The sequence below is a fragment of the Streptomyces sp. NBC_00310 genome (assembly GCF_036208085.1).
GTDB lineage: Bacteria > Actinomycetota > Actinomycetes > Streptomycetales > Streptomycetaceae > Streptomyces.
In genome coordinates this window covers 1,520,045-1,539,913 of record NZ_CP130714.1, presented here as the reverse complement: position 1 = coordinate 1,539,913, position 19,869 = coordinate 1,520,045, and the positions used below count along the sequence as shown (strand labels likewise).

The following is a 19,869-nucleotide window of genomic DNA, read 5'->3' as shown; positions in this document are numbered from 1 at the left end:
CGGGGCGCCACGGGTCGTCCGGTCCTGGGGAAGGGGTCGTTCGGCCCCGGTGCGCGGCAGCGTGCTCACGGATTGCGCTGTCGGCGACCGGGCGCGTGACGACGACATCGGCTACCTGCCACAGCTGCCGCGCCGCGGCCTCCGGGAGCGGATCGTGACGACCGCGTTCAGTGCGCTTCGGGAGCGCCTACCGGTCCGGTGACGTGGCGTTTCCACCCGGCCCTCGGTATGTGTGCGGGGCGCGGGCGGTCCTGCCCCGACCGGCCCCGAGGCCGGGGCCGGTCGGCTCATGCGCCGTGACCGGTACCGGAGTTGACTGAGCATCAGGGAAACAAATCCACCTTGAGGGGAGTGAGGGCCATGGGTACGAGTCTCACACCGGAGTTCTGGGAGCGGTTCGCCGTGCTGCTGGTGGTGGCCATGGGAGTGACCTGCGTCCTCACCGCGGTGTTCGACGCGTGGGCGGTCCGCCTGCTGAGGCGGCGTGTGCGCAGGGTGCAGCCACCGGTGCCGTTCCGTTCGGACACGACGGATCACGCCACGTCCGGTGACGGTACATCCATCCGTTGCTGAGGAAAGCATGGCCGTATGACATCGACAGGTACCGGGGACCGACCACGCCGCATCGACGTCGGCTCCTTCCCGGCCGAGAGAAGGCTGGTGGTCGCCGCCCAGCGGGCCGGGCGACGCATGGCGGCCATGCACTGTCTCGTCGAACTCGACGTGACGACAGCGCGGGAGCTGCTCGCCGCGTCGCACCGGCCGGTGTCACTCACCGCGTTCGTGGCGGCCTCCGTCGCCAGGGTCGCGGCGGCACATCCGCACGTCCACGCCTATCGGGACTGGCGTGGCCGCCTCGTCCGACATCATCACGTCGACGTGGGGACGATGGTGGAGGTGGACACCGCGCAGGGCCCCTTCGCCCTGCCGCACGTCCTGCGCGACGCCGACGTACGCGACGTCCCCGACCTCACGGCAGAGCTGCGGGCCGTCAAGGCCGACCCCACGGTAACCGGCCCGGGGCGGATCCTCGACCGATACGGCAGCACCCTGACCCGACTGCCCGGCCTGCTGCCGGCGATGTACGCGTTGCTGGCCAGGTCCGTACGGTTGCGGCAGACCACCGGGACCGTCGCCGTCACGGCGATCGGCATGTTCGGCGCCGGCGGGGGGTTCGGGATCGCCTCTCCCTCCCTGTTCCCCCTACAAGTCGTCGTCGGCGGGCTGACCGAGCAGCCCCGCGTCGTCGACGGGCGCGTCGGGGTCCGCGAGGTGTTGGACCTCACCGTCACCTTCGACCACAACGTGACCGACGGCGCGCCCGCCGCCCGCTTCGTGGCGGATCTCCGCCGTGTTGTCGAGACCGCCGAGGTACTGCGCTCGTCCGACGACGCCGACGACGGCGGGGGACTCGGCTCGGACGGACGAGGCTGAGCCAGGCCGCCGCATGGAACACGGCAGTCGGGCCCGAACGGGTACGCCCGGGGCAGACGGCGACGCCGTACGGCGGAGCATACGGCGGTCGTTCCACGATCGCGCGTCCCCCTTTCCTTCTCTCTTTCCTTCTACGCGGCGCCGCTCCGCAGAGGAGCAGACATCCCGACGGCCCGGAGCGGCGACGCGGGCGGGACAGCGGTGGCGGGCACCGCGACCATGGGGACCGTCGCGTGCCGCAGGCACGCGCGGCCGACCGCTCCCATCGGGGGCAGCCCATCCCGGCCGTGGACATCGCGCCCCACGGCCAGGAGCAGGGCGCCGTGCGCCTGCTGGAGCAGCACCCGCGCGGGCGGCCCCTCCACCAGGACGGCGCGGCAGGCACGGTCGACTCGTGGGCCGAAGACCTCTCGCACCGTCGAGGCGAGGAGTTCCGCGGCCCGGTCGCGCTGCTCCGCGACCGGCGGGTGCGCGGAGACGGGTGCGTAGGGGGCGAGTCCGGGCCCGGCCGGTTCCCAGGCGTGTACGGCGACGACCTCCGCGCGCAGCGCGGGGGCCTGTTCGGTGGCCCAGCGCAGAGCGGCCGTCGACGCCTCGGAGCCGTCGACGCCCACAACGATCCTGTTTCCGGCGATGAGTTCCGACATCGCTTCCTCCCTGGGTGTCCCCTTGTTCCCCGATGGCTCAGTACAGTGATGCCGGCCAGTTCGTCAGTACGGCGGTGATGACGCCGACGTCGAGCAGTACGCCGAGCGACAACCAGGGGTTGAACCAGAGGGCCTTGAGCACCAGCTCGACGGCTGCCGCGAGGACTGCGGCGGTCGCCAGGCCGCCGCTCTGTGCCGCCGTGGCCGACCCGGCGATGACATACAGGGTGGCCGTGACCGACGCGAGGCCGACAGCCGTCACCCTCATGAAGCGGGCCTGCGGTAGGCCCGCCGCCGCGAGTACCCAGGAGCGCCCGGGGTCGAAGGGTTCGTCGCCGCCCGTCCGCGCGAGCCACACCTGCAGATGGACGAGGCCGTGCAGGAAGAGGAACGTGGCGACGAGCGCCGTGGTCATGGCCGCGCCTCCGGTTCCGTGCCGCCCTGGTCGAGCCGGAACGGCGGGTGGGCGTCGGTGTGGAGGGCCGCGTGGGCGGCCACCCTCAGCACCCAGCGGTTGAGCCCGGTCACCAGGTCGAAGACCCCGCGCGGGCAGCGTCCGGTGGCCGCCAGGGCGACCCCGGCGAACAGCGTCAGCAGGCCGATGAGCCCGCACGCACCCCAGGACACGCTGACGCCGCCCAGGAGGAAGCCCAGGACCAGGTAGTGGGGCAGGGCGAGCAGCCACTTCACCAGCCACAGCCTGCGGGACAGTTGTGCGTCGCGGACCGCGGTCACCCGGGCGGGGTGCACGGGGCGTACGGCTTCCGTGCTCATGGCGGCCCCTCCCTTCGGATGCGGGTGCCGATCGTCAGCGGTAGTGGCGGTGGTCCTCGTGGTCGCCGATGTAGTGCCGCTCCTCCAGGACCACCTCCCGCTCACCGGGCCGCCGGACCGCGCCGGGCGTCGCCATGAACATGATGAGGCCGAGGACACCGGCGGCCATCAGGACGAAGCCGACGACGAACGAGCTGTAACCGAACACCAGGCAGGCCCCCAGCACGGCCGCGGCGATCAGGATGAGGGGAATCATGGCTGTCTTCCTTTCGTCTGCCCGGTCGCAACGCCGGGTCCTGCGGATGCCGGGAGCCGATCGTCGGCTCATCTCCGCGTGCGCCGAGGCTGTCGGGTGTCGCCCGGGAGCGCCTCCTTTGGGCCTAGCCTCCAGCGTCTGCCGCGGGACCTCTCCGGCACATGGGGCTGAGTGGGCAGGCAGCCGGGCCGAAAGGCCCTCGACGCCTGTGCGCAGGACCGGGCAGGGGCTCTCCCGCCTCTCCCGTCATCGCGTCCGTCTGCGGCGTCGGCCCGCGTCCCCGCTCCCTCACTCGGGACGCGTGACCGTCCACGCCCTCCCACGAGAGGAACGGCATGGGCCGAACGTCCCGTCGAGGGCCGAACCGTCCCTTCTGCCGCCCGTCCGGTGAGGCGACCGCCGTCGTCCGACCGCGACCCGATCGACGTACGGCTGCCCGATCGCGCGGTCCGCGTCCGGCCGGGGGAGACATGTCGGCTGGTGCTTCCCAAATGAACCGACAACTCGACCCTGCCCGCGGTCTGTTGCACCGTGGTCCAGGTCGGTGCGTCCTCGTGGGCGGCGGACACTGGGCCGGATGGTCCGGGGGAGGGCCTGGTAGCCCCTCCCCGCCGGGTTGTCGAAGGGCGACGCTGGTCAGGAGGAGCAGACCTAGTGTGGGAGGTGCGAGTCATGCTTCTGCCTGTGATCGCCGGAGTCGACGGATCCGCCGAGAGTCTGGCCGCGGCCGACTGGGCGGCGCGCGAAGCCTTACGGCGCGAGTGCCCCCTGCGGCTGGTGCACGTGTGGAACTGGCATCCGCGTCAGGGAGAGGGCGAATCGGTCAACGCCGTCCAACGACACCTGGCCCGGCGCTGCTTGCGTCAGGCGGAGGAGCGCGTCCGAGCCACATGCCCCGGCGTACTCGTGTACGACGAGCAGACGGAGGGGCCCGCGACACCGGCTCTCCTCGCCGCGGCGGACCGGGCCGAGCTGCTGGTGCTGGGCTCGCGTGGGCTCAGCGGCTTCACCGGATTCCTGGTCGGCTCGGTCGCGCTGGGCGTCGTGGCGAAGGCGAAACGTCCCGTCGTTCTCGTACGGGCCGGGGAGGAGGCCGGAGACGAACACCTGTCGGCGGACGACGGCAGTGCTTCCCTCCACACCGGCTACCGGGACGTGGTGCTCGGCCTGGACCTCGGTGATCCCTGCGACGAGGTGATCGAGTTCGCCTTCGAGGCGGCTCGGCTGCGCCGGGCCCGGCTGCGAGTGGTGTACGCCTGGCAGTCGCCGTCCGCCATCAGCCTGGGACCGGGGGACATCGCCCTGGTGGACGAACCGCAGCGTGGAGAGGAGTGGCAGGGGTTCCTGTCCGCACTGCTCCAGGTGTGGCGGGACAAGTACCCCGACGTAGAGGTCGTGGAATGCGTGCCGAAGGACAAGGCGTCGACCGCGCTGCTCCGCGCCGCCTCCGGGGCGGGTCTGCTGGTCGTCGGCCACCGTCTGACCGAGCGTCCGGTGGGCCCCCGCACGGGTCCCGTGACCCACGCGGCCATCCATCACGTCGGCTGCCCCGTGGCTGTCGTACCGCATGGATGAGAGGCCGCGGACCCGCCCGTCAGGTTCGCACCGGGCCGGTGAGCTGCACGATGTCGTCGGAGGCGACGTCGTGCAGCCGGATGGCGAGATCATCCAGGGCGCGGCTGGCCGCGAGTTCGTCGCCGATCTCCGGGATGGGGCGGTCGACCGGGTTGCGCCGGGCCACGCCCCTGCCGGTGACCGTCGACGTGGCCTCGGTGGTCAGCACGGCGCGAGCGCGGGTCTCGTCACCCTCTTCGGTGATGTGGATCCGCACGGTCCACTCCTTGGCTTGCCTGGTTTCCATCGTGATCACTCCTGCGCGCCGGGCGTAGGGCCGACAGGCCCCGGAGGGGCGTCGCGGACCTCACGGCGACATCCCTTCCTCTCAGCCTGCGCCTGTCCTCGGCGCCGGTCCAGAGCTCAGAAAGGGCGGCACCCCGCATGGCTGATGTCCCCGCGCGCCCGAGCCACGCGGCCGACTACCTCGTCCGCGCCGCCGTGACCGCGCCCTCCGTGCACAACACACAGCCGTGGCTGTCCGTCGAGGAGGGCAGGGACCGCGGCATCGAGGTGCACGCGGACGTCACCCGACGCCTCCTCCGCACCGATCCGTGCGGCAGGGAGATGGTCATCAGCTGTGGTGCCTCCCTGTTCAACATCCGCCTCGCGATGCGGCACCTCGGTTTCCACCCTGTCGTCCAGCCCTTTCCGCACCCGGGGAGCCCGGCGTTCCTCGCTCGTGTGGGCTGGGGGGCGTACGGGCCGTCCACACTCGACGAAGAGCGCATGTACGGTGCCCTGAGCCGACGGCACACCGTCCGTGGACCGTTCCGCACCGATCCTGTTCCGGTGCCGCTGATCGACGCGTTGCGTGAGGACGCCTCCGCCGAAGGAGCCACGCTGCACGTCATGGACATCGCCCACGATCGACTTCACCTCGCCGAACTCGTCCGGGCCGTCGAGGGCGTGCATCGAACCGATCCCGGACACCTCGCCGAACAAGCCCGGTGGGCCGGGCCGGCCCGTCGGCCCGGGTACGACGGAGTGCCCGCCTACGCGTCCGTCGCCCACCCGGACCGCACCCTCCTGCCAGGACGGGACTTCGCAGGCAGTGCCCAGAACGCTCCCCTCCCCTGCGCGGCGCTGGTCCGCGCGGACCGGGCTGATCGTCGTGCTCAGCACGGAGCGCGACGACCCGCCGGACTGGCTCCGGGCCGGACAGGCCCTCGAACGGATCCTGCTGCACGCCGCCACCCGCCACGTCATGGCGGCCTTCCACACCCAGCCCCTCGAACTCCCACGCCTGCGGACACGCGTACGTGAGACCCTCACCGCGGGAGAGTTCCCGCAGATGATCCTGCGCCTCGGCTCCGCGCTGTCCACCTGTCCGGTTCCACGGCGCCCGGCGTTGGAGGTCCTCACGGCGGGCGCCACCCGGTCCGTGGGCGTTTCCCGCTGACCACGACGAGAAGCCGCTACGGAGAACGAAGCCGCGGACGCGCCGAAGTCGGCGACGAGGTCACGGCCGGCTCGGCGGCGACCTCCGGTGGCCGGTGGAGCGTGTTGCGGATGGTGCGGTGCGAGGCGACGGAGAGCAGAGCCGCGCGGCGCCGCTCCGTCGGTCCGGGCGGCGGAGCGACCGTGACGTGGACGGACGCGACGCGGGCGACGAGGGCGGGGCGGTCGGCGGCCATGGTGAACTCCGCACGGACCCGGAGTCCGGCCCGCTCCAGGCCGTGGCGCCGCAGGTAGCGGCCGCGGCTAGCGGCCGCAGTGGAAGGCGACGCAGGTGGCCAGGGACGCCGCGAACAGCTCGGTGGGCGTCGGTGCGGTGTCCTGGCCACCGGCCTCCTCGGGCCGGTCGACCGGCAACCGGTGACCGCGGATCTCGACGGCGTACGCGTCGCCGTCCACATGAGAGACCTCGATCCGGTGCGCTTGCGCACCCGGCGACAGGGGGGGCGGTCTGTGGCGCGGTCTCGGGCATGTTCGTGCCTCCTCCTGCGTGTCGGGTGTCAGCCGCGACCCGTCGTCAGCCGGCGCCGCAGGGCGAAGGAGGCGAGGGCGAGGAGCACCGTCGCGAACGCCGTGAGGACGACGAGGTGCCGGAGGATCGCGGGCAGATCGCCGTCCTTGGACAGCAGCGTGGTCCAGGCGTCGACGGCCCAGGCGTGCGGCACCGCGTGCCCTGCCGTGCTGAGCCAGTCGGGCACCAGGGCCAGGGGCCACATGCAGCCGCCGAGCATGCCGAGCCCGGTGCCGAGCGCCGGGCCGACGGCATGCACCTGTTCCGGGGTGCGGAACAGCGCGCCGGCCAGCAGCCCGCTTCCCGTCCCGACCAGCGCCCATACGGTGATCAGGACCCCGGCGGCGAGCGGGTCGCCCCAGGCCACGCCGAAGGCGAGTGCGCCGATGCCCACGATCAGCAGGGACTGCAGCAGGGCCAGCAGCACATACGCGACCGTCTCGCCGAACACCAGGGTGCGGGCGGAGACGGGTGCCGCGAGCGCGCGGGCGTACACCCCCGTCCTGCGGGTCTGCACGATGGCCGCGCCGCCCGCCAGGGCGTTGATGAAGACGAACAGCACCAGCATGGTGGGGGTGCTGTAGCTGTAGCCCAGCGGCAGGTAGTCGCTCCGGCCGTCGACGGTCTCGGCGCGTACCGCGACGGGGGACGCCGCCCGCTCGACGCGGCGGGTCAGCGCCAGAGTCTCGTCGAAGCCTCCGTCCGTCTCACCTGCGGCGAAGCGCGCGGCCTGCAACCGCGCCGCGTGGTCGGCCACGACCGCCGACACCGAGGAGACCGCCGCGTGCCCGGCGCTCCCGGACGGCTCCACCAGCACCCGCACCGTGACGGAACGTCCGGCCCGCACCGCCTCGTCGAGACCGGACGGCACCAGGACGACCGCGTCCAGCTCGGCACGGCGCAGAGCGGCGCTCGCGTCCGACGCGGTCGCGTAGGCCTGCGTACGCAGACCGGGCGCGTCCTCCAGACCGGACACCAACTCCCTGGCCACAGGGCCTGCCTGAGCGGCCTGCACGAGGCCGACCCGGAACTGGTCGAAGCCGCTCACGGTGACCCCGATGACGACGATGATCGCGACCGGCAGCAGCACCATGAAGAACAGCGCCGTCCGGTCGCGGAGCGTGCGCGTCATCGTGGCCCGGGTCACGGCGAGAGCGGTCATGTCGTCCTCCTCAGCCGCAGGAGCAGTACGGTCACCATCGCGACGCCCGCCGAGAACGCGGCGATGCCGAGCAGCGGCATACCGACCGCCGCCCAGCCGCTCACGCCGGTGCCCAGGTCGGTGAAACCGCGCAGGGCCCAGCCGTTGGGGGTGAACAGCGTCAACCGCCGCATGAGCGCAGTGCCGGAGGCGAAGACGAAGTTGCCGCCGAGCAGGGCGAGCGCGAACACCACGATCGACGCGAGCCCTTCGGCCTGCCTCTCGGTCCGGGCGAGTGAGATCACCAGCGCGGTGAGGGACACCACGGCCACCGCCATGCCCGCACTCAGCGCGGCCACCCCGACCGGATCCGCCCAGCGGGCGCCGAACGCCAGCCACGAGACGACCGTGACGGTGGCGAGCCCGGCCAGGCTGTAGACGAACGTGGACAGCGACTTGCCCAGCAGCAGGGCACCCCTGCCGACGGGGGCCGCCGCGATCCGGTCGAGGGTGCCCTGCTGCTGCTCGACGAAGTATCCGCGTGCCCCGAAACCGACGGTGAACAGCACGAAGAACATGCCCATGCTCGGCCCGAAGTAGCTGATGACCTTCAGCGGGTCGTCGGCGAGTCCCTCCGGCCGTACCTCCTCCGGCAGGTGCAACAGGGCCGCCTCGCCGGCGAGTTCGGGTACGTCCTCCTGCGGGGCGCCCGCGGCCACGGCGGTGGCGACCGACAGACGATCGGCGTTGACCTGGGCGACGTACGACTCGGTGACGGCACGCGCCAGCTGCGCCTGAAGCCCGAAGTCGACGCTGTCCAGGACCGTGACCGGCGACGAACCGCCGCCACGCAGCGCCGCGGTGAAGCCCTCGGGCACGACGATCGCGGCGTGGACGCGACCCGCGTCGACGGCCCGTCGGGCACCCGCCTCGTCGTCGTACGACCGCAGACGCACGGTGTCCTTGAGCTCCGGGCTCCTCAACACCCGGGTCAGGCCGGTGGCGGCCGCGCCGCGGTCCAGGTCCACCACCCCGATGTCGGCACGGAACTCGGAGCCGCCGCCGAACGCCATGGCCATCAGCCCGGAGATCAGCACCGGGGCCAGGAACACGATCACCCAGGCCGACCGGTCGCGCAGGCGCTGCCGCAGATCCTTGGCCGCTATGGCGAGAACGACACGCACGACAGCTCACTCCCTCAGCGCGGTGCCGGTCAGGTGCAGGAAGACCGCTTCGAGGTCGGGCTCGTCGATCTCGACGCTCCTGATGTCGACGCCCTGCTCGTGGGCGAGGTCGAGCAGGTGCGGCAGCAGACTGCGGGCGTCCCTGACGACCACCTCGACCACATCGCCGCGCTCGCCGGTACACGCCACGCCCTCGACCCGTGCGAGCCGACGGCAGGCCTCCGCGTACGCCGCCGGGTCGCCGATGGCCGTGAGCCGTACCCGGTCGCGCTCGGCCACCAGCGCCACCAGCTCACGGGGGCGCCCTTCGGCGACGAGGCGGCCCCGGTCGATGATGCCGACCCGGTCGCAGAGACGCTCGGCCTCCTCCATGTAGTGCGTGGTGTACAGGACCGCCATGCCCTCCTCGCCGAAGCGGTGGACACTCTCCAGGATCGCGTGGCGGCTCTGCGGGTCGACCCCCACGGTCGGCTCGTCCAGCACCAGCAGTGTCGGCGCGTGCACCAGCCCGGCCCCGATGTTGAGGCGCCTGCGCATGCCGCCGGACAGTGAGTCGACGCGGTCGCCGGCCCGGGCCGACAGGTCGATGAGGTCCAGGACCTCGTCCACGCGGCGCTCCCGTTGCCGGCGCGGGAGCCGGTAGAGCCGACCGAAGAAGCGGAGGTTCTCACGGACGCTGAGATCGGGATAGAGGGCAACGTCCTGCGGTACGAAGCCGATGAGTCGCTTGGCGGGTCCCGCGCCCGTGCTCACCGGCTGCCCGGCCACCCGCACCGTTCCGGCGTGCGGCCGCAGCAGCCCGCAGACCATCCTGATCGTCGTGGTCTTTCCGGCGCCGTTCGGCCCGAGCAGGCCGTACGTCTCGCCGGGAGCGATGCTCAGGCTCACGTCGTCAACGGCGGTGCGGTCGCCGAACCGCCGGACGAGATGTGCGCAGTCGAGGACTGCCGGGCCGCTGTCCCCTGCGGGGTGGTCGCGGTGGCCGGGGGGCGAGGCCATGACGGTGGCCCGCTCACGGTCGGTCATGGGCGTGCTCCCTGCCTTTGGACGTCGAGGCACCGGGCGGGCCCGGCCGTCGAGTCGAGCGTCTTCCCCGTGCCCCGGCGGGGACAGGGACCGCACGGGCCCTTCATGGGGCCGTTGGACCCACTGCGCCGCCCTCTCCTCGTCCCGCGGAGCACGCTCACGGGGCGAGGGAGAAGTAGTTCTCCTCCTCCTGGGTGAAGTGGAGGCGCAGCACGGTGTGGAGTCCGTAGAGGCTGGCGCGTAGGTCGTCGAGCTGCTCCGGGGCCGGCCCCTCGCCGGTGTCGGCCAGTGCGAGGTGGGTGGCGATGCGCCGGGCGAGCCGTTCGATCTCGGCGTGGGCGCGGCTCATGGTGGCGGTCGACTCGGGACCGCCCAGGGCGGGGGCGAGCGCCGGGTAGAGCTGGTGCTCCTCGGCGTACTCGTGTGGCAGCAGCTGTTCGGTGAGCAGCCGGTGCACCTCACCCACCGCCGCCAGGGCCTGGGGACCGGGGGTGTCCGAGAGGCGGTCGGCGGCGGCCCGAACGGCTTCGAGGACGTCCTGCAGATCGTCGTGCTCGGCGGCGAAGCGGTGGATGAGGGCTTCCGTGGCGGGCTGAAGGGCGGGCTGCGCGGCGTGGTCGACGCGCAGGGCGCGCAGCGCGTTGAGGATGACCACGACGTCGATGCCCTCCTGGAGCAGGGCGCCCACAGCGGGCGGGAGCAGGCCGAAAGCCGCCGCGACCATGGCCGCGAGCGACATCACCATGCCGCCGAGCGCGCTCTGCACGGCGATGCGCCGCGCGCGGACGGCGATGCCGACGGCGTCGGCCAGGCGGTCCACGCGGTCGGTGGTCAGGACGACGTCGGCGGCCTCGGAGGAGGCGGTGGAGCCGTGGGCGCCCATGGCCACGCCGATGTCCGCGGCGGCCAGAGCCGGGGCGTCGTTGACGCCGTCACCCACCATCACGGTCACCGCGCGGTCGGCTTCGGCGCGCACTTGCGCCACCTTGCCGGCCGGATCGAGTTCGGCGCGTACGCCGTCGAGACCGAGGACGGCGGCGATCTCACGGGCGGGCTCGGGGCGGTCACCGGTGAGCATCACGAGCCGGTCGATGCCCGCCGCGCGCAGGCGGCGCAGGGTGCGGGGCGCGTCGTGGCGCAGCGGGTCACGCAGGAGGACCGCGCCCACCGGGCGGTCGTCGACGGTGAGCCAGGCGACGGCCGCCCCGTCCAGGAGCGCGCGATTGTCGACCGAGCGTGCCCAGGCCGCCTGTTCGGCGTGGGTGTCGAGGCGGCCGACGGTCGTCCGGTGCCCCTCGACGGTGCCGGTGGCGCCCCGGCCGGGCTCCTCGGACACATCCACGGGCACGGACAGCTCCAGCCCGCGCTCGCGGGCTGCGTCCACGATGGCCCGTGCCAGGACGTGCGGGGAGTACTGGTCGAGCGAGGCGGCCAGCCGCAGCACGTCGGCCGGCTTCCACCCCGGGGCGGCGGTCACGTCGAGGGCGCGCGGGTGACCGGTGGTGAGGGTGCCGGTCTTGTCGAGCATCAGGGTCCGGGCCCGGCCCAGGCTCTCCAGCGCCCCGCCGTCACGGATCACCACGCCGAGGCGGGAGGCCCGCGACAACCCGGAGACGATCGCCACGGGGGCCGCGAGCAGCAGCGGGCACGGCGTGGCGACCACCAGCACCGCCACCGCCCGCACCGCGTCACCGCTGACCAGCCAGGCCAGCCCGGCCGCCGCCACCGACAGCGGCAGGAACCAGGCCGCGTACCGGTCGGCCAGGCGGACGACGGGAGCGGACTGAGCTCCGGCCTGCCGGGCGAGCCGCACGATCTCGGCGTACGTGCTGTCCTGCTCGGTGGCCGAGGCACGCAGTTCGAACGCACTGCCCGCGTTGACGACGCCGCTGCGCACCGACCGGCCCGGAGCACGCTCCACGGTCAGGGATTCTCCGGTGAGCACCGATTCGTCGAGGACGGCCGTGGCGCCGGCCACGCGTCCGTCGACGGGGACGACCTCGCCCGGACCGACGACGAGCAGGTCACCGACGGCCACCTCGGCGAGCGGCACCGTGCGCACCTCGGATCCGGTGCGGCGCCGGGCGGTGCGGGGCGCGTGCTCCAGCAGCGCGCGCAGGTCGTGGGAGGCCCGCCGCTGGGCCGCGGCCTCCAGGGTGCGGCCGGTGGCGAGCATCAGCGAGATCAGGGCACCGGCCAGGTACTCACCGACCGCCAGGGTGCCGCCGAGCGCCAGCACCGCGATCAGGTCCACACCCGCGTGACCGCTCCGCAGCGCCGCCAGCACCCAGCCCACCGCGGGCACGACGGCCACGACCGTGCCGAGGCCCCAGCACAGGTCGGCGACCTCGGGAGCGCCGAGGAACCAGGCGACGACCCCGGCCGCCAGCGCGGCGGCCGTGACGACGAGGAGGGCTGGTTCGATCTTCGGGGGCAGGGACACCGCGGCGAACAGCCGACGCAGCTGCTTTCCCGGGACGGTGATGACGCGTTTCATGACGTTCCCCAGTCGCGTGCCCAGTAGCTTCGGACCGTGCCTGTCTCCATCTCAGCCTTGCGCGTGACCGAGGGTAAGGGGACGAACGGCCCGAACTGCCGCGGGCGCCGACCGGGCCGCACGTCAGCAGCCCGGGACGACGGCGACCGGGCACGGGACGTGGTGCGGTGTGCGGATCGCCGGCCCGGACCGTGACAGCGGGGCCACGGGGAAGGCCCGGACCTGTGAGAAAGGCGCTGGGGAAGCGTGCTGCCGTATGCCGCGCCGTCGCGGACTACCCGCCCCGCGGGCCTCGGAGCACGAGCATCCTTCGACAACCCTCCCGGGCGGACTTAGGGCCGACCGGCCCTGGGTCACGCCCGGACAGCCCATGGGATCGGCCCCCGATCCGCCGGATGCTCAACGTGTCGAAAGCCTTGGAGGACCGCCATGACCGACCCGTCCAGCCTCCCCATGGTCCACGCCCTGCTCATGGACGGCACCACCGTGTGCATCCGGGGGGTGGCGCGGGCCGACCACGATCAGCTGCAGGGACTGTACGAGGAGATGTCCCCGGAGAACCTGAGGCTGCGGTTCTTCGCGGCGAGCCGGCGCTCCGCACAGATGGCGGCCGAGCGGGCCTGCGCGCCGCCACACCCCGGGTACCGAGCCCTGCTGGCCGAGACACAGGGACAGGTCATCGGCCTGGCCGAGTACGAGACGGGTGAGGACGCGACATCGGCCGAGATCTCCATCGCGGTCGCCGACGGACTGCACCATCGCGGCGTCGGCACCCTCCTCGTCGAGCACCTGGTCTCGGCAGCCCGGGCGGAGGGCATCACCTCGTTCACGGCGGACGCGCTCAGCGAGAACCACGAGGTCCTCCAGCTCTTCGCCGACCTCGGCCTGCGCACCTCCCGCCGCTTCGACGGTCCGGAGGTGCGCTGCACCGTCGAACTCGACGAGACCGACACTTATCTCTCCGCTGTCGAGGCACGCGGCGGGGCCGCCAACATCGCCAGCATGAAAACCCTGCTGCGGCCGGGCACCGTCGCCGTCGTCGGCGCGGGGCGCAAACCCGGGTCGGTGGGCCGGGCCGTCCTGCACCACCTGCACACGGGCGGTTACACCGGGCGGCTCTTCGCGGTGAACCCCCGTGCCGGCTCGATCCTCGGCGTCCCGTCCTACCCGTCGGTCAGTGCCCTGCCGAAGACCCCCGACCTGGTGGTCGTCGCGGTGCCGTCCGCAGCGATCCCGGCCACGGCCGAGGAGTGCGGGAAGGCCGGCGTTCGGGCCCTGCTCGTCGTCTCCGCGGGCCTCGACAGCGCGCAGGCGGAGGCGCTGGTGGCGGCGTGCCGCGAGTACGGCCTGCGGCTCGTCGGTCCCAACTGCCTCGGCGTCTCCAACACCGACCCCGCAGTCTCCCTCGACGCGACCTTCGCCGTCGATCACCCGCGCCCCGGCACGGCCGGAGTCGCCGTGCAGTCCGGCGGGGTGGGCATCGCCCTGCTCGACGGCCTGTCCCGCCTGGGCGTCGGCGTCTCCTCCTTCGCCTCCCTCGGCGACAAGTACGACGTCAGCGGCAACGACATGCTCCAGTGGTGGGAGAGCGACGGCCGCACCGACCTCGCTCTGCTGCACCTGGAGTCCTTCGGCAACCCCCGGGCCTTCTCCCGCACGGCGCGGCGCGTGACCCGTCGTATGCCCGTCCTCACCGTGGACGCCGGGCGCACCGACGCGGGCCGCCGTGCCGCTGCCTCGCACACCGCGGCCGCCGCCACCCGGACGATGACCCGGCAGGCCCTGTTCACCCAGGCCGGCATCACCGCCACCCGCTCGGTCGCCGAACTCATGGAAGCCGCCGCCCTGCTGCACTCCCAGCCGCTCCCGGCGGGCAGCCGGGTCGCGATCGTCACCAACGCCGGCGGCGCGGGTGTGCTCGCCGCCGACGCCTGCACGGAGGCGGGGCTGGCCATCCCACCGTTCACTGCCGAGACGGTCGACGACCTGCTCGCGGTACTGCCCGAGGGCGCCGCGGTGGGCAATCCCGTCGATGCCACCGCCGCGGTCACGGAGGAGCAGCTCGGAGCGTGCGTGGACCGGATCATGCGGTGTCCCGGCATCGACGCCGTCGTGCTGGCGCTCGTCCCCACCGCGGTCGCCGCCGCGACGGGCGACGACCTCGTCCGGGCCCTCACCCATGGTCCCGGAATCCGCACCCGGACCGCCGTGGTCGTACGCCTGGAGCAGGACCTGCCGGTCAAGCTGCTGCCCGCCGACGGAGGCGGCGCGATCCCCTCGTACGCCGAACCCCAGGCGGCGGCGCGGGCCCTGGCCCATGCCGCCCGCCGTGCGGAGTGGCTGAGCCGCCCGGTCGGCACGTTCCCGGACCTCGAAGGAGTCGAGACCGCACGCGCCCACGCGGTCGCCGAGGCCTTCCTGGCGGCACACCCGGACGGCGGCTGGCTCGACCCGCGCACCTGCGCCGAACTCCTCGGCTGCTACGGCGTCCCCCAGCTTCCCTGGGCCTGGGCCGAGACCGAGGACGAGGCTTCGGCCGCCGCCGAGCGACTGCGCGGCGCCGACGGCCGGGTGGTCATGAAGGCCCACTGGCCGGGGCTGGTGCACAAGAGCGAGCAGCACGCCGTCCACCTCGACCTGCGCGGCGACACGCAAGTACGCGCCGCCTTCCGGGACTTCGAGGCCCGGTTCGAAGGACTGCTCACCGGAGTGCTCGTACAGCCCCTCGCCGCACGCGGCACAGAGCTGTTCGCGGGCGTCGTCCAGGACGAGGTCTTCGGCCCGCTGGTCCTCTTCGGGCTCGGCGGAACGGCGACCGAGATACTGGCCGACCACGCCGCCCGACTCGCCCCGCTCACCGACCAGGACGTGCACGACCTGATCACCGCGCCGCGCTGCGCCCCGCTCCTGTTCGGCGCGCGTGGCAGCGGCCCCATCGACCTCGAAGGCCTGGAGCAGCTGCTCCTGCGGCTGTCCCGCATGGCGAGCGACCTGCCGCAGCTGGCCGAGGCCGACTTCAACCCCGTTCTCGCGACACCGGGCGGGGTCTTTGTGCTCGATGCGCGCGTACGGCTACTGCCCCGCCGGCCTCAGGATCCCTATCTGCGCCGGCTCCGCTGAGGAGGGATTACGGACATGAGGCACGACAAGGTGAGCTCGGTGATGACCACCGATGTGGTCCGGGCCGAGTACGGCACCCCGTTCAAGGAAGTGGCACGGCTGCTGGCCGACCACCGGATCAGCGGGCTGCCGGTGGTCGACGAGGACGACAACGTCATCGGCGTCCTCTCGGAGACCGACCTGATGGTCCGGCAGGCCGAGACCCCCGACCCCTACCGGCCGAAGCGCCGCTTCCGGCTGACCGACCTGACGCGCGGCGCCAGGAGCCGGGCCACGAAGGCGAAGGCTCGCACCGCGGGACAGCTGATGACCGAACCGCCGGTGACCGCACTCGCCGACGACACCATCGTCGAGGCCGCCCGGAGCATGGCGCGGCACCGGGTGGAACGGCTGCCCGTCCTGGACGAGGAGAACCGGCTCGTCGGCATCGTCACCCGGCGCGATCTGCTCCAGGTCTTCCTGCGACCCGACCGGGAGATCCGCGACGTGGTCGTCCGCGAGGTGCTGGAGCGTGCGCTGTGGCTGGCACCCCGGACCGTCGACGTCTCCGTCGCCGAGGGCGTGGTCACGCTCGACGGCCACACGGAGCGCAGGAGCGAGGCGGAGATCGCCGTCTCCATGACCCGTCAGATCGACGGCGTGGTCGCCGTCGTCGACAAGCTCGGCTACCACGTCGACGACTCGCGCCTCCAGCCCGGCGAGCCGGCAGTGCACGGCATCGCCGACGACTGGCTCCGCAAGCTGTGAAAGGAGGTGGACCGCCATGCCCGGCAGCGTGTTGGTCACCTACGGAACGACGAACGGATCCACCGCGCGGATCGCCGAAGCCATCGCCGACGTTCTGCGCAAGGACGGGCTGACCGTCGAGGCACGGCCCGCCCGGTCCGTCGCGAGCGTGACGTCGTACGACGCGGTGGTCGTCGGCGGCGGGCTCTACGCCGGGCGTTGGCACAAGCACGCCCGCCGCTTCCTCCGCCGTCACCACCGTGAGCTGGCCGAGCGGCCGTTGTGGCTCTTCAGCAGCGGCCCGCTCGACGCCTCGGCGTCGGAGCGGGACATCCCGCCCGTACCCGGGGTGAAGAAGGCCATGGCCCGCCTCGGGGCCGAGGACCATGTCACCTTCGGAGGCTGCCTGGAGGAGGGCGCCAAGGGATGGGTCGCCGGGATGATCCTCTGCAACGGCAAGGGCGGGGACTTCCGGGACTTCACCGCGATCGAGGAGTGGGCGGCGCGCATCGGGACCGAGCTGACGGGGGGAGCGGAGACAGGCTGAGCCGTCCGCGTGGGGCGGAAGGGCGCGTCGGCCGGCCCGGGTTCCTGACCCGAAGGAAGGGAGTCCGGGCCGGCCTTGGCTCCGGCCCGAGGCCGGAGCTTCGGACGAACCACGGGCCCGTCCCGCTGATGGCCGTGCGGTAGCCGCAGGGTGCTATGACGGTCACGGCGCCGGTGTACCACAGCAGGGTGTCGACGACGGAGCCCGGCCCGTTGCCGGACCTCCGTCCGGGTGGCAGAACCACTGGACACACGGCGCCGCCCCGACATGCACTCCGCTCGTTCCATCGGCGAACCTGTGCGGTCGACTTCGCCGTACAGGTCCGGGCCTGCCGGACAACGCCGAGCGACGGTGGGCGAGTTCGGTCCCACGCGACGATCCAGAGACGAACCGCTCTCGGGCCAGGGGCTCCTGAGCCATGACCAGGTCCAGGGCGGGGGCCGTCTTGAGTACAAGGTCGGCGCGTGACCCGGGCCGGGGCCGCCGACGGCGTCTCGGCTCCGAGCCGTCCCCACCCGGACTCCTGTCACCGGGACCCGAGCCGGCCGGGGCCGGTCGGTCCGGGCGCTGGTGCCAGGCGGCCCACTGACGTCGGTCAGGGGCACGGGAAACCCTGGAGTCCGGGGTTCCCGATCACGGGGCGAGAGCAGCGAGGAGATGTGTGATGGCGAAGGCGTATCTGGTGGGCAGCGGTATCGCGGCGATGGCCGCGGCGGTGTACCTGATCCGTGAGGGCGGGTTCGACGGGAGCGACATCCACCTCTTCGAGGAGCACCGGCTGACGGGCGGCAGCCTGGACGCGGGCGGGACACCGGAGACGGGTTACACCATGCGTGGCGGGCGGATGTTCGAGGCCGAGTTCCGCTGCACGTACGACCTGCTGTCCCGGATCCCCTCCCTCGACGACCCGTTCGTGTCGGTGACCGAGGACATCCTCGCCGCGTACGAGGACTTCGGCTGGGACGACGCCGCCCGTCTCGTCGGCGCGGACGGGACGATCACCGACGTACGGTCGATGGGGTTCTCCGAACACGACCGGCTGGACCTGGCCAGGTGCCTGGTGACGCCCGAGAAGAAGCTGGACGGGAAGAGGATCACCGACTGCTTCGGCGAGCGCTTCTTCACCACGAACTTCTGGTACATGTGGAGCACCACCTTCGCCTTCCAGCCGTGGCACAGCGCGATCGAGTTCCGCCGCTACCTCAAGCGCTTCATCCACCTCTTCCCGGCCTTCGCCTCGATGTCGGGCATCCAGCGGACCCGCTACAACCAGTACGACTCCGTCGTCCGTCCGCTCGGGAAGTGGCTGCGGGAGCGGGGCGTCACCGTCCACACCGGCTGCCGGGTGCGGGACCTGGTGCTCGCGGCGGGTCACGGCACGACGGTCGAGCGCATCCTCCTGGCCCGCGAGGACCACGACGAGCACGCCGAGGGACACGACGAGCACATCGAGGTGGCCCCCACCGACCTGGTCCTGGTCACCAACGGTTCCATGACCGACGCCTCCACGCGTGGCTCACACACCACCCCGCCCCCGCGCCCGCCGCGGTGCTCGGACGCGTGGCTTCTCTGGCACCGGGTGTCCCGCGGACGCGACGACTTCGGCGACCCGGGCGTCTTCGACAAGAGCGTCGGGGAATCCCAGTGGGAGTCGTTCACGGTCACCGCCGAGGACCCCGCCTTCCTCGACGCGCTGGAACGGTTCAGCGGCCGTGCGACCGGAAAGGGCGGGCTGATGACGTTCACCGCCTCCAACTGGCTGCTCACGATTGTCGCCAACCACCAACCTGTCTACCGGGACCAGCCGGAAGGCGTCACCGTCTGGTGGGGCTACGCCCTCTTCCCCGACAAGCCGGGCAACCACGTCGACAAGCCCATGACCGAGTGCTCGGGCGCGGAGATCCTCGAAGAGGTGCTGCACCACCTGCCGTTCGACGAGGACGCGAAGGAACGCGTACGCGCCACCTCCACGGTCGTCCCCTGCCTGATGCCGTACATCACCAGCCAGTTCCTGGTCCGCCGCCACGGCGACCGGCCGCGGGTCGTGCCCAAGGGGTCGGTGAACCTCGCGTTCATCGGACAGTTCGCCGAGGTCCCCGACGACGTTGTCTTCACCGTCGAGTACTCCGTACGCACCGCGTGGACCGCCGTCGCGGACCTCCTCGGCCTCGACCGCCGGCCACCCGAGGTCTACAAGGGCCACCACGATCCCCATGTACTGGCGAAGGCCCTGGAGACCGCACGGCGCCGATAGCCGGCCCGGAGCGGTTCCCGCAGGTCCGAGCCGGTGCGGTGAGCCGACCGGACGAGGGCGCCGGGGCCGCTCTCCGGCCGTCCTGGACCGATGGACCCTCGTCCCCGCCACCGTCGCCGCGCAGCATGGGACGTACACCGATGTTCCGCCTCAAGGTTGGACCCTGTGATGAATCCCCACGACGGCTTCCGCGAACTCGACCGGCAGTGGTGCCTGTGTCTCCTGGCCAGAGCCTCCGTCGGCCGCGTCGTCCACACCCGTCACGCCCTGCCCGCGGTCCTGCCTGTGCACTTCTCCCTCGACGCGAACTCCGCCGTGGTGCTGCGCACCGCGGCGGATTCGGAGCTCTGCCGCGCGATCGACGGCGCGGTGGTTGCGTTCGAAGCGGACGAGGTCATCGCGGCCCCGCCGTCCGGCTGGAGTGTCGTCGTGACCGGCCGGGCCACGGTGGTGACCGACCCCGCCGAGCACACGCGGCTGTCCCGGACCGGTCCGCGGTGCTGGGGCACCTCCTCCGAGGAAGAGGACGTCTTCATACGCATCGAGCCCGAGCTCGTCACCGGCCGTGAACTCGTCGGCGGGCACACGATCCGCGGGGTGAATATCGCGTCCTGAGCGCCGGCCGGCGCCCCGGACACACGGCGTGCGCCCCGCCGGGCCCCGGGCACCGGCAGGGCGCC

Annotated in this window: 20 protein-coding genes; 9 read left to right on the top strand and 11 right to left on the bottom strand. The window is 72.6% G+C overall.

Annotation, left to right across the window (positions count from 1 at the left end):
• Positions 1–360 precede the first annotated feature (360 nt).
• Both OG202_RS06760 and OG202_RS06755 read left to right on the top strand, forming a co-directional pair.
• Entirely contained in the window at positions 361–573 is a 213-nt protein-coding gene (locus tag OG202_RS06760) for a hypothetical protein (RefSeq protein WP_327730964.1), read from the top strand.
• Between the two features lie 15 nt (positions 574–588).
• Positions 589–1,434: a 2-oxo acid dehydrogenase subunit E2 gene (locus tag OG202_RS06755; RefSeq protein ID WP_327730965.1), complete on the top strand. Its 846-nt coding sequence runs from the start codon at positions 589–591 to the stop codon at positions 1,432–1,434.
• A gap of 131 nt (positions 1,435–1,565) precedes the next feature.
• Here the strand turns inward: OG202_RS06755 and OG202_RS06750 are convergent, their stop codons facing one another.
• The 4 genes from OG202_RS06750 to OG202_RS06735 are packed head-to-tail and all read right to left on the bottom strand — an operon-like array spanning position 1,566 to position 3,111.
• Positions 1,566–2,081 carry a universal stress protein gene (locus OG202_RS06750; protein ID WP_327730966.1) on the bottom strand — a complete coding sequence of 172 codons (516 nt, stop codon included), beginning with the start codon at positions 2,079–2,081 and terminating at the stop codon, positions 1,566–1,568.
• Between the two features lie 37 nt (positions 2,082–2,118).
• Positions 2,119–2,496: a hypothetical protein gene (locus OG202_RS06745; protein WP_328222490.1), complete on the bottom strand. Its 378-nt coding sequence runs from the start codon at positions 2,494–2,496 to the stop codon at positions 2,119–2,121.
• Positions 2,493–2,855 (bottom strand): DUF4389 domain-containing protein, encoded by a 363-nt coding sequence (locus tag OG202_RS06740; protein ID WP_327730968.1) that lies wholly within the window; start codon positions 2,853–2,855, stop codon positions 2,493–2,495. Before OG202_RS06740 ends, OG202_RS06745 begins: the two co-directional genes overlap by 4 nt.
• 34 nt (positions 2,856–2,889) lie before the next feature.
• Entirely contained in the window at positions 2,890–3,111 is a 222-nt protein-coding gene (locus OG202_RS06735) for a hypothetical protein (RefSeq protein ID WP_327730969.1), read from the bottom strand.
• 672 nt (positions 3,112–3,783) lie between these two features.
• Between OG202_RS06735 and OG202_RS06730 the strand changes: the two genes are divergently transcribed.
• Complete coding sequence (locus OG202_RS06730; protein ID WP_327730970.1) at positions 3,784–4,686, top strand: universal stress protein; 903 nt, start codon at positions 3,784–3,786, stop codon at positions 4,684–4,686.
• A 19-nt stretch (positions 4,687–4,705) separates the two neighbouring features.
• Here the strand turns inward: OG202_RS06730 and OG202_RS06725 are convergent, their stop codons facing one another.
• Positions 4,706–4,972, bottom strand: coding sequence for a DUF1876 domain-containing protein (locus tag OG202_RS06725; RefSeq protein ID WP_327730971.1), 267 nt, complete (start codon positions 4,970–4,972; stop codon positions 4,706–4,708).
• A gap of 807 nt (positions 4,973–5,779) precedes the next feature.
• On the opposite strand from OG202_RS06725, the gene OG202_RS06720 reads away from it, so the two are divergent.
• Positions 5,780–6,127, top strand: a complete 348-nt coding sequence (locus OG202_RS06720) for a hypothetical protein (RefSeq protein WP_327730972.1) — start codon at positions 5,780–5,782, stop codon at positions 6,125–6,127.
• Between the two features lie 16 nt (positions 6,128–6,143).
• Here the strand turns inward: OG202_RS06720 and OG202_RS06715 are convergent, their stop codons facing one another.
• From OG202_RS06715 to OG202_RS06690, 6 genes are all read right to left on the bottom strand, one after another.
• A complete protein-coding gene (locus OG202_RS06715; protein WP_327730973.1) occupies positions 6,144–6,362 on the bottom strand; it encodes a hypothetical protein in 219 nt (72 codons plus the stop codon).
• Between the two features lie 67 nt (positions 6,363–6,429).
• The gene (locus OG202_RS06710) at positions 6,430–6,582 is read right to left on the bottom strand and encodes an OsmC family protein (RefSeq protein WP_327730974.1); all 153 of its coding nucleotides are present in this window, start codon (positions 6,580–6,582) and stop codon (positions 6,430–6,432) included.
• Positions 6,583–6,683: 101 nt separating this feature from the next.
• Positions 6,684–7,856: an ABC transporter permease gene (locus OG202_RS06705; protein ID WP_327730975.1), complete on the bottom strand. Its 1,173-nt coding sequence runs from the start codon at positions 7,854–7,856 to the stop codon at positions 6,684–6,686.
• Entirely contained in the window at positions 7,853–9,019 is a 1,167-nt protein-coding gene (locus tag OG202_RS06700; protein ID WP_327730976.1) for an ABC transporter permease, read from the bottom strand. The genes OG202_RS06705 and OG202_RS06700 overlap by 4 nt, the downstream gene beginning before the upstream one ends.
• Positions 9,020–9,025: 6 nt before the next feature.
• Positions 9,026–10,045, bottom strand: coding sequence for an ABC transporter ATP-binding protein (locus OG202_RS06695; RefSeq protein ID WP_328222489.1), 1,020 nt, complete (start codon positions 10,043–10,045; stop codon positions 9,026–9,028).
• 157 nt (positions 10,046–10,202) lie between these two features.
• On the bottom strand, positions 10,203–12,542 hold the full coding sequence (locus OG202_RS06690; protein ID WP_328222488.1) for a heavy metal translocating P-type ATPase: 2,340 nt from the start codon (positions 12,540–12,542) through the stop codon (positions 10,203–10,205).
• Between the two features lie 429 nt (positions 12,543–12,971).
• Here OG202_RS06690 and OG202_RS06685 point away from each other — a divergent pair, with 429 nt between their 5' ends.
• The 5 genes from OG202_RS06685 (at position 12,972) to OG202_RS06665 (ending at position 19,804) form a co-directional block, all read left to right on the top strand.
• Positions 12,972–15,662 carry a bifunctional acetate--CoA ligase family protein/GNAT family N-acetyltransferase gene (locus OG202_RS06685; protein ID WP_327730979.1) on the top strand — a complete coding sequence of 897 codons (2,691 nt, stop codon included), beginning with the start codon at positions 12,972–12,974 and terminating at the stop codon, positions 15,660–15,662.
• 15 nt (positions 15,663–15,677) lie between these two features.
• Entirely contained in the window at positions 15,678–16,409 is a 732-nt protein-coding gene (locus OG202_RS06680) for a CBS domain-containing protein (protein ID WP_327730980.1), read from the top strand.
• Between the two features lie 16 nt (positions 16,410–16,425).
• Positions 16,426–16,935, top strand: coding sequence for a flavodoxin domain-containing protein (locus OG202_RS06675; RefSeq protein ID WP_327730981.1), 510 nt, complete (start codon positions 16,426–16,428; stop codon positions 16,933–16,935).
• A 664-nt stretch (positions 16,936–17,599) separates the two neighbouring features.
• Positions 17,600–19,189, top strand: a complete 1,590-nt coding sequence (locus OG202_RS06670) for an oleate hydratase (protein WP_327730982.1) — start codon at positions 17,600–17,602, stop codon at positions 19,187–19,189.
• 168 nt (positions 19,190–19,357) lie between these two features.
• Entirely contained in the window at positions 19,358–19,804 is a 447-nt protein-coding gene (locus tag OG202_RS06665) for a pyridoxamine 5'-phosphate oxidase family protein (protein ID WP_327730983.1), read from the top strand.
• Positions 19,805–19,869: the final 65 nt, after the last annotated feature.

Excerpts from the sequence above, each read along its gene's own strand:
- OG202_RS06695 (WP_328222489.1), bottom strand. The coding sequence starts at position 10,045 with ATGACCGACCGTGAGCGGGCCACCGTCATGGCCTCGCCCCCCGGCCAC.
- OG202_RS06670 (WP_327730982.1), top strand. The coding sequence starts at position 17,600 with ATGGCGAAGGCGTATCTGGTGGGCAGCGGTATCGCGGCGATGGCCGCG.
- OG202_RS06685 (WP_327730979.1), top strand. The coding sequence starts at position 12,972 with ATGACCGACCCGTCCAGCCTCCCCATGGTCCACGCCCTGCTCATGGAC.
- OG202_RS06735 (WP_327730969.1), bottom strand. The coding sequence starts at position 3,111 with ATGATTCCCCTCATCCTGATCGCCGCGGCCGTGCTGGGGGCCTGCCTG.
- OG202_RS06730 (WP_327730970.1), top strand. The coding sequence starts at position 3,784 with ATGCTTCTGCCTGTGATCGCCGGAGTCGACGGATCCGCCGAGAGTCTG.
- OG202_RS06715 (WP_327730973.1), bottom strand. The coding sequence starts at position 6,362 with ATGGCCGCCGACCGCCCCGCCCTCGTCGCCCGCGTCGCGTCCGTCCAC.
- OG202_RS06755 (WP_327730965.1), top strand. The coding sequence starts at position 589 with ATGACATCGACAGGTACCGGGGACCGACCACGCCGCATCGACGTCGGC.
- OG202_RS06665 (WP_327730983.1), top strand. The coding sequence starts at position 19,358 with ATGAATCCCCACGACGGCTTCCGCGAACTCGACCGGCAGTGGTGCCTG.
- OG202_RS06750 (WP_327730966.1), bottom strand. The coding sequence starts at position 2,081 with ATGTCGGAACTCATCGCCGGAAACAGGATCGTTGTGGGCGTCGACGGC.
- OG202_RS06725 (WP_327730971.1), bottom strand. The coding sequence starts at position 4,972 with ATGGAAACCAGGCAAGCCAAGGAGTGGACCGTGCGGATCCACATCACC.
- OG202_RS06745 (WP_328222490.1), bottom strand. The coding sequence starts at position 2,496 with ATGACCACGGCGCTCGTCGCCACGTTCCTCTTCCTGCACGGCCTCGTC.
- OG202_RS06675 (WP_327730981.1), top strand. The coding sequence starts at position 16,426 with ATGCCCGGCAGCGTGTTGGTCACCTACGGAACGACGAACGGATCCACC.
- OG202_RS06690 (WP_328222488.1), bottom strand. The coding sequence starts at position 12,542 with ATGAAACGCGTCATCACCGTCCCGGGAAAGCAGCTGCGTCGGCTGTTC.
- OG202_RS06705 (WP_327730975.1), bottom strand. The coding sequence starts at position 7,856 with ATGACCGCTCTCGCCGTGACCCGGGCCACGATGACGCGCACGCTCCGC.
- OG202_RS06740 (WP_327730968.1), bottom strand. The coding sequence starts at position 2,855 with ATGAGCACGGAAGCCGTACGCCCCGTGCACCCCGCCCGGGTGACCGCG.
- OG202_RS06680 (WP_327730980.1), top strand. The coding sequence starts at position 15,678 with ATGAGGCACGACAAGGTGAGCTCGGTGATGACCACCGATGTGGTCCGG.
- OG202_RS06760 (WP_327730964.1), top strand. The coding sequence starts at position 361 with ATGGGTACGAGTCTCACACCGGAGTTCTGGGAGCGGTTCGCCGTGCTG.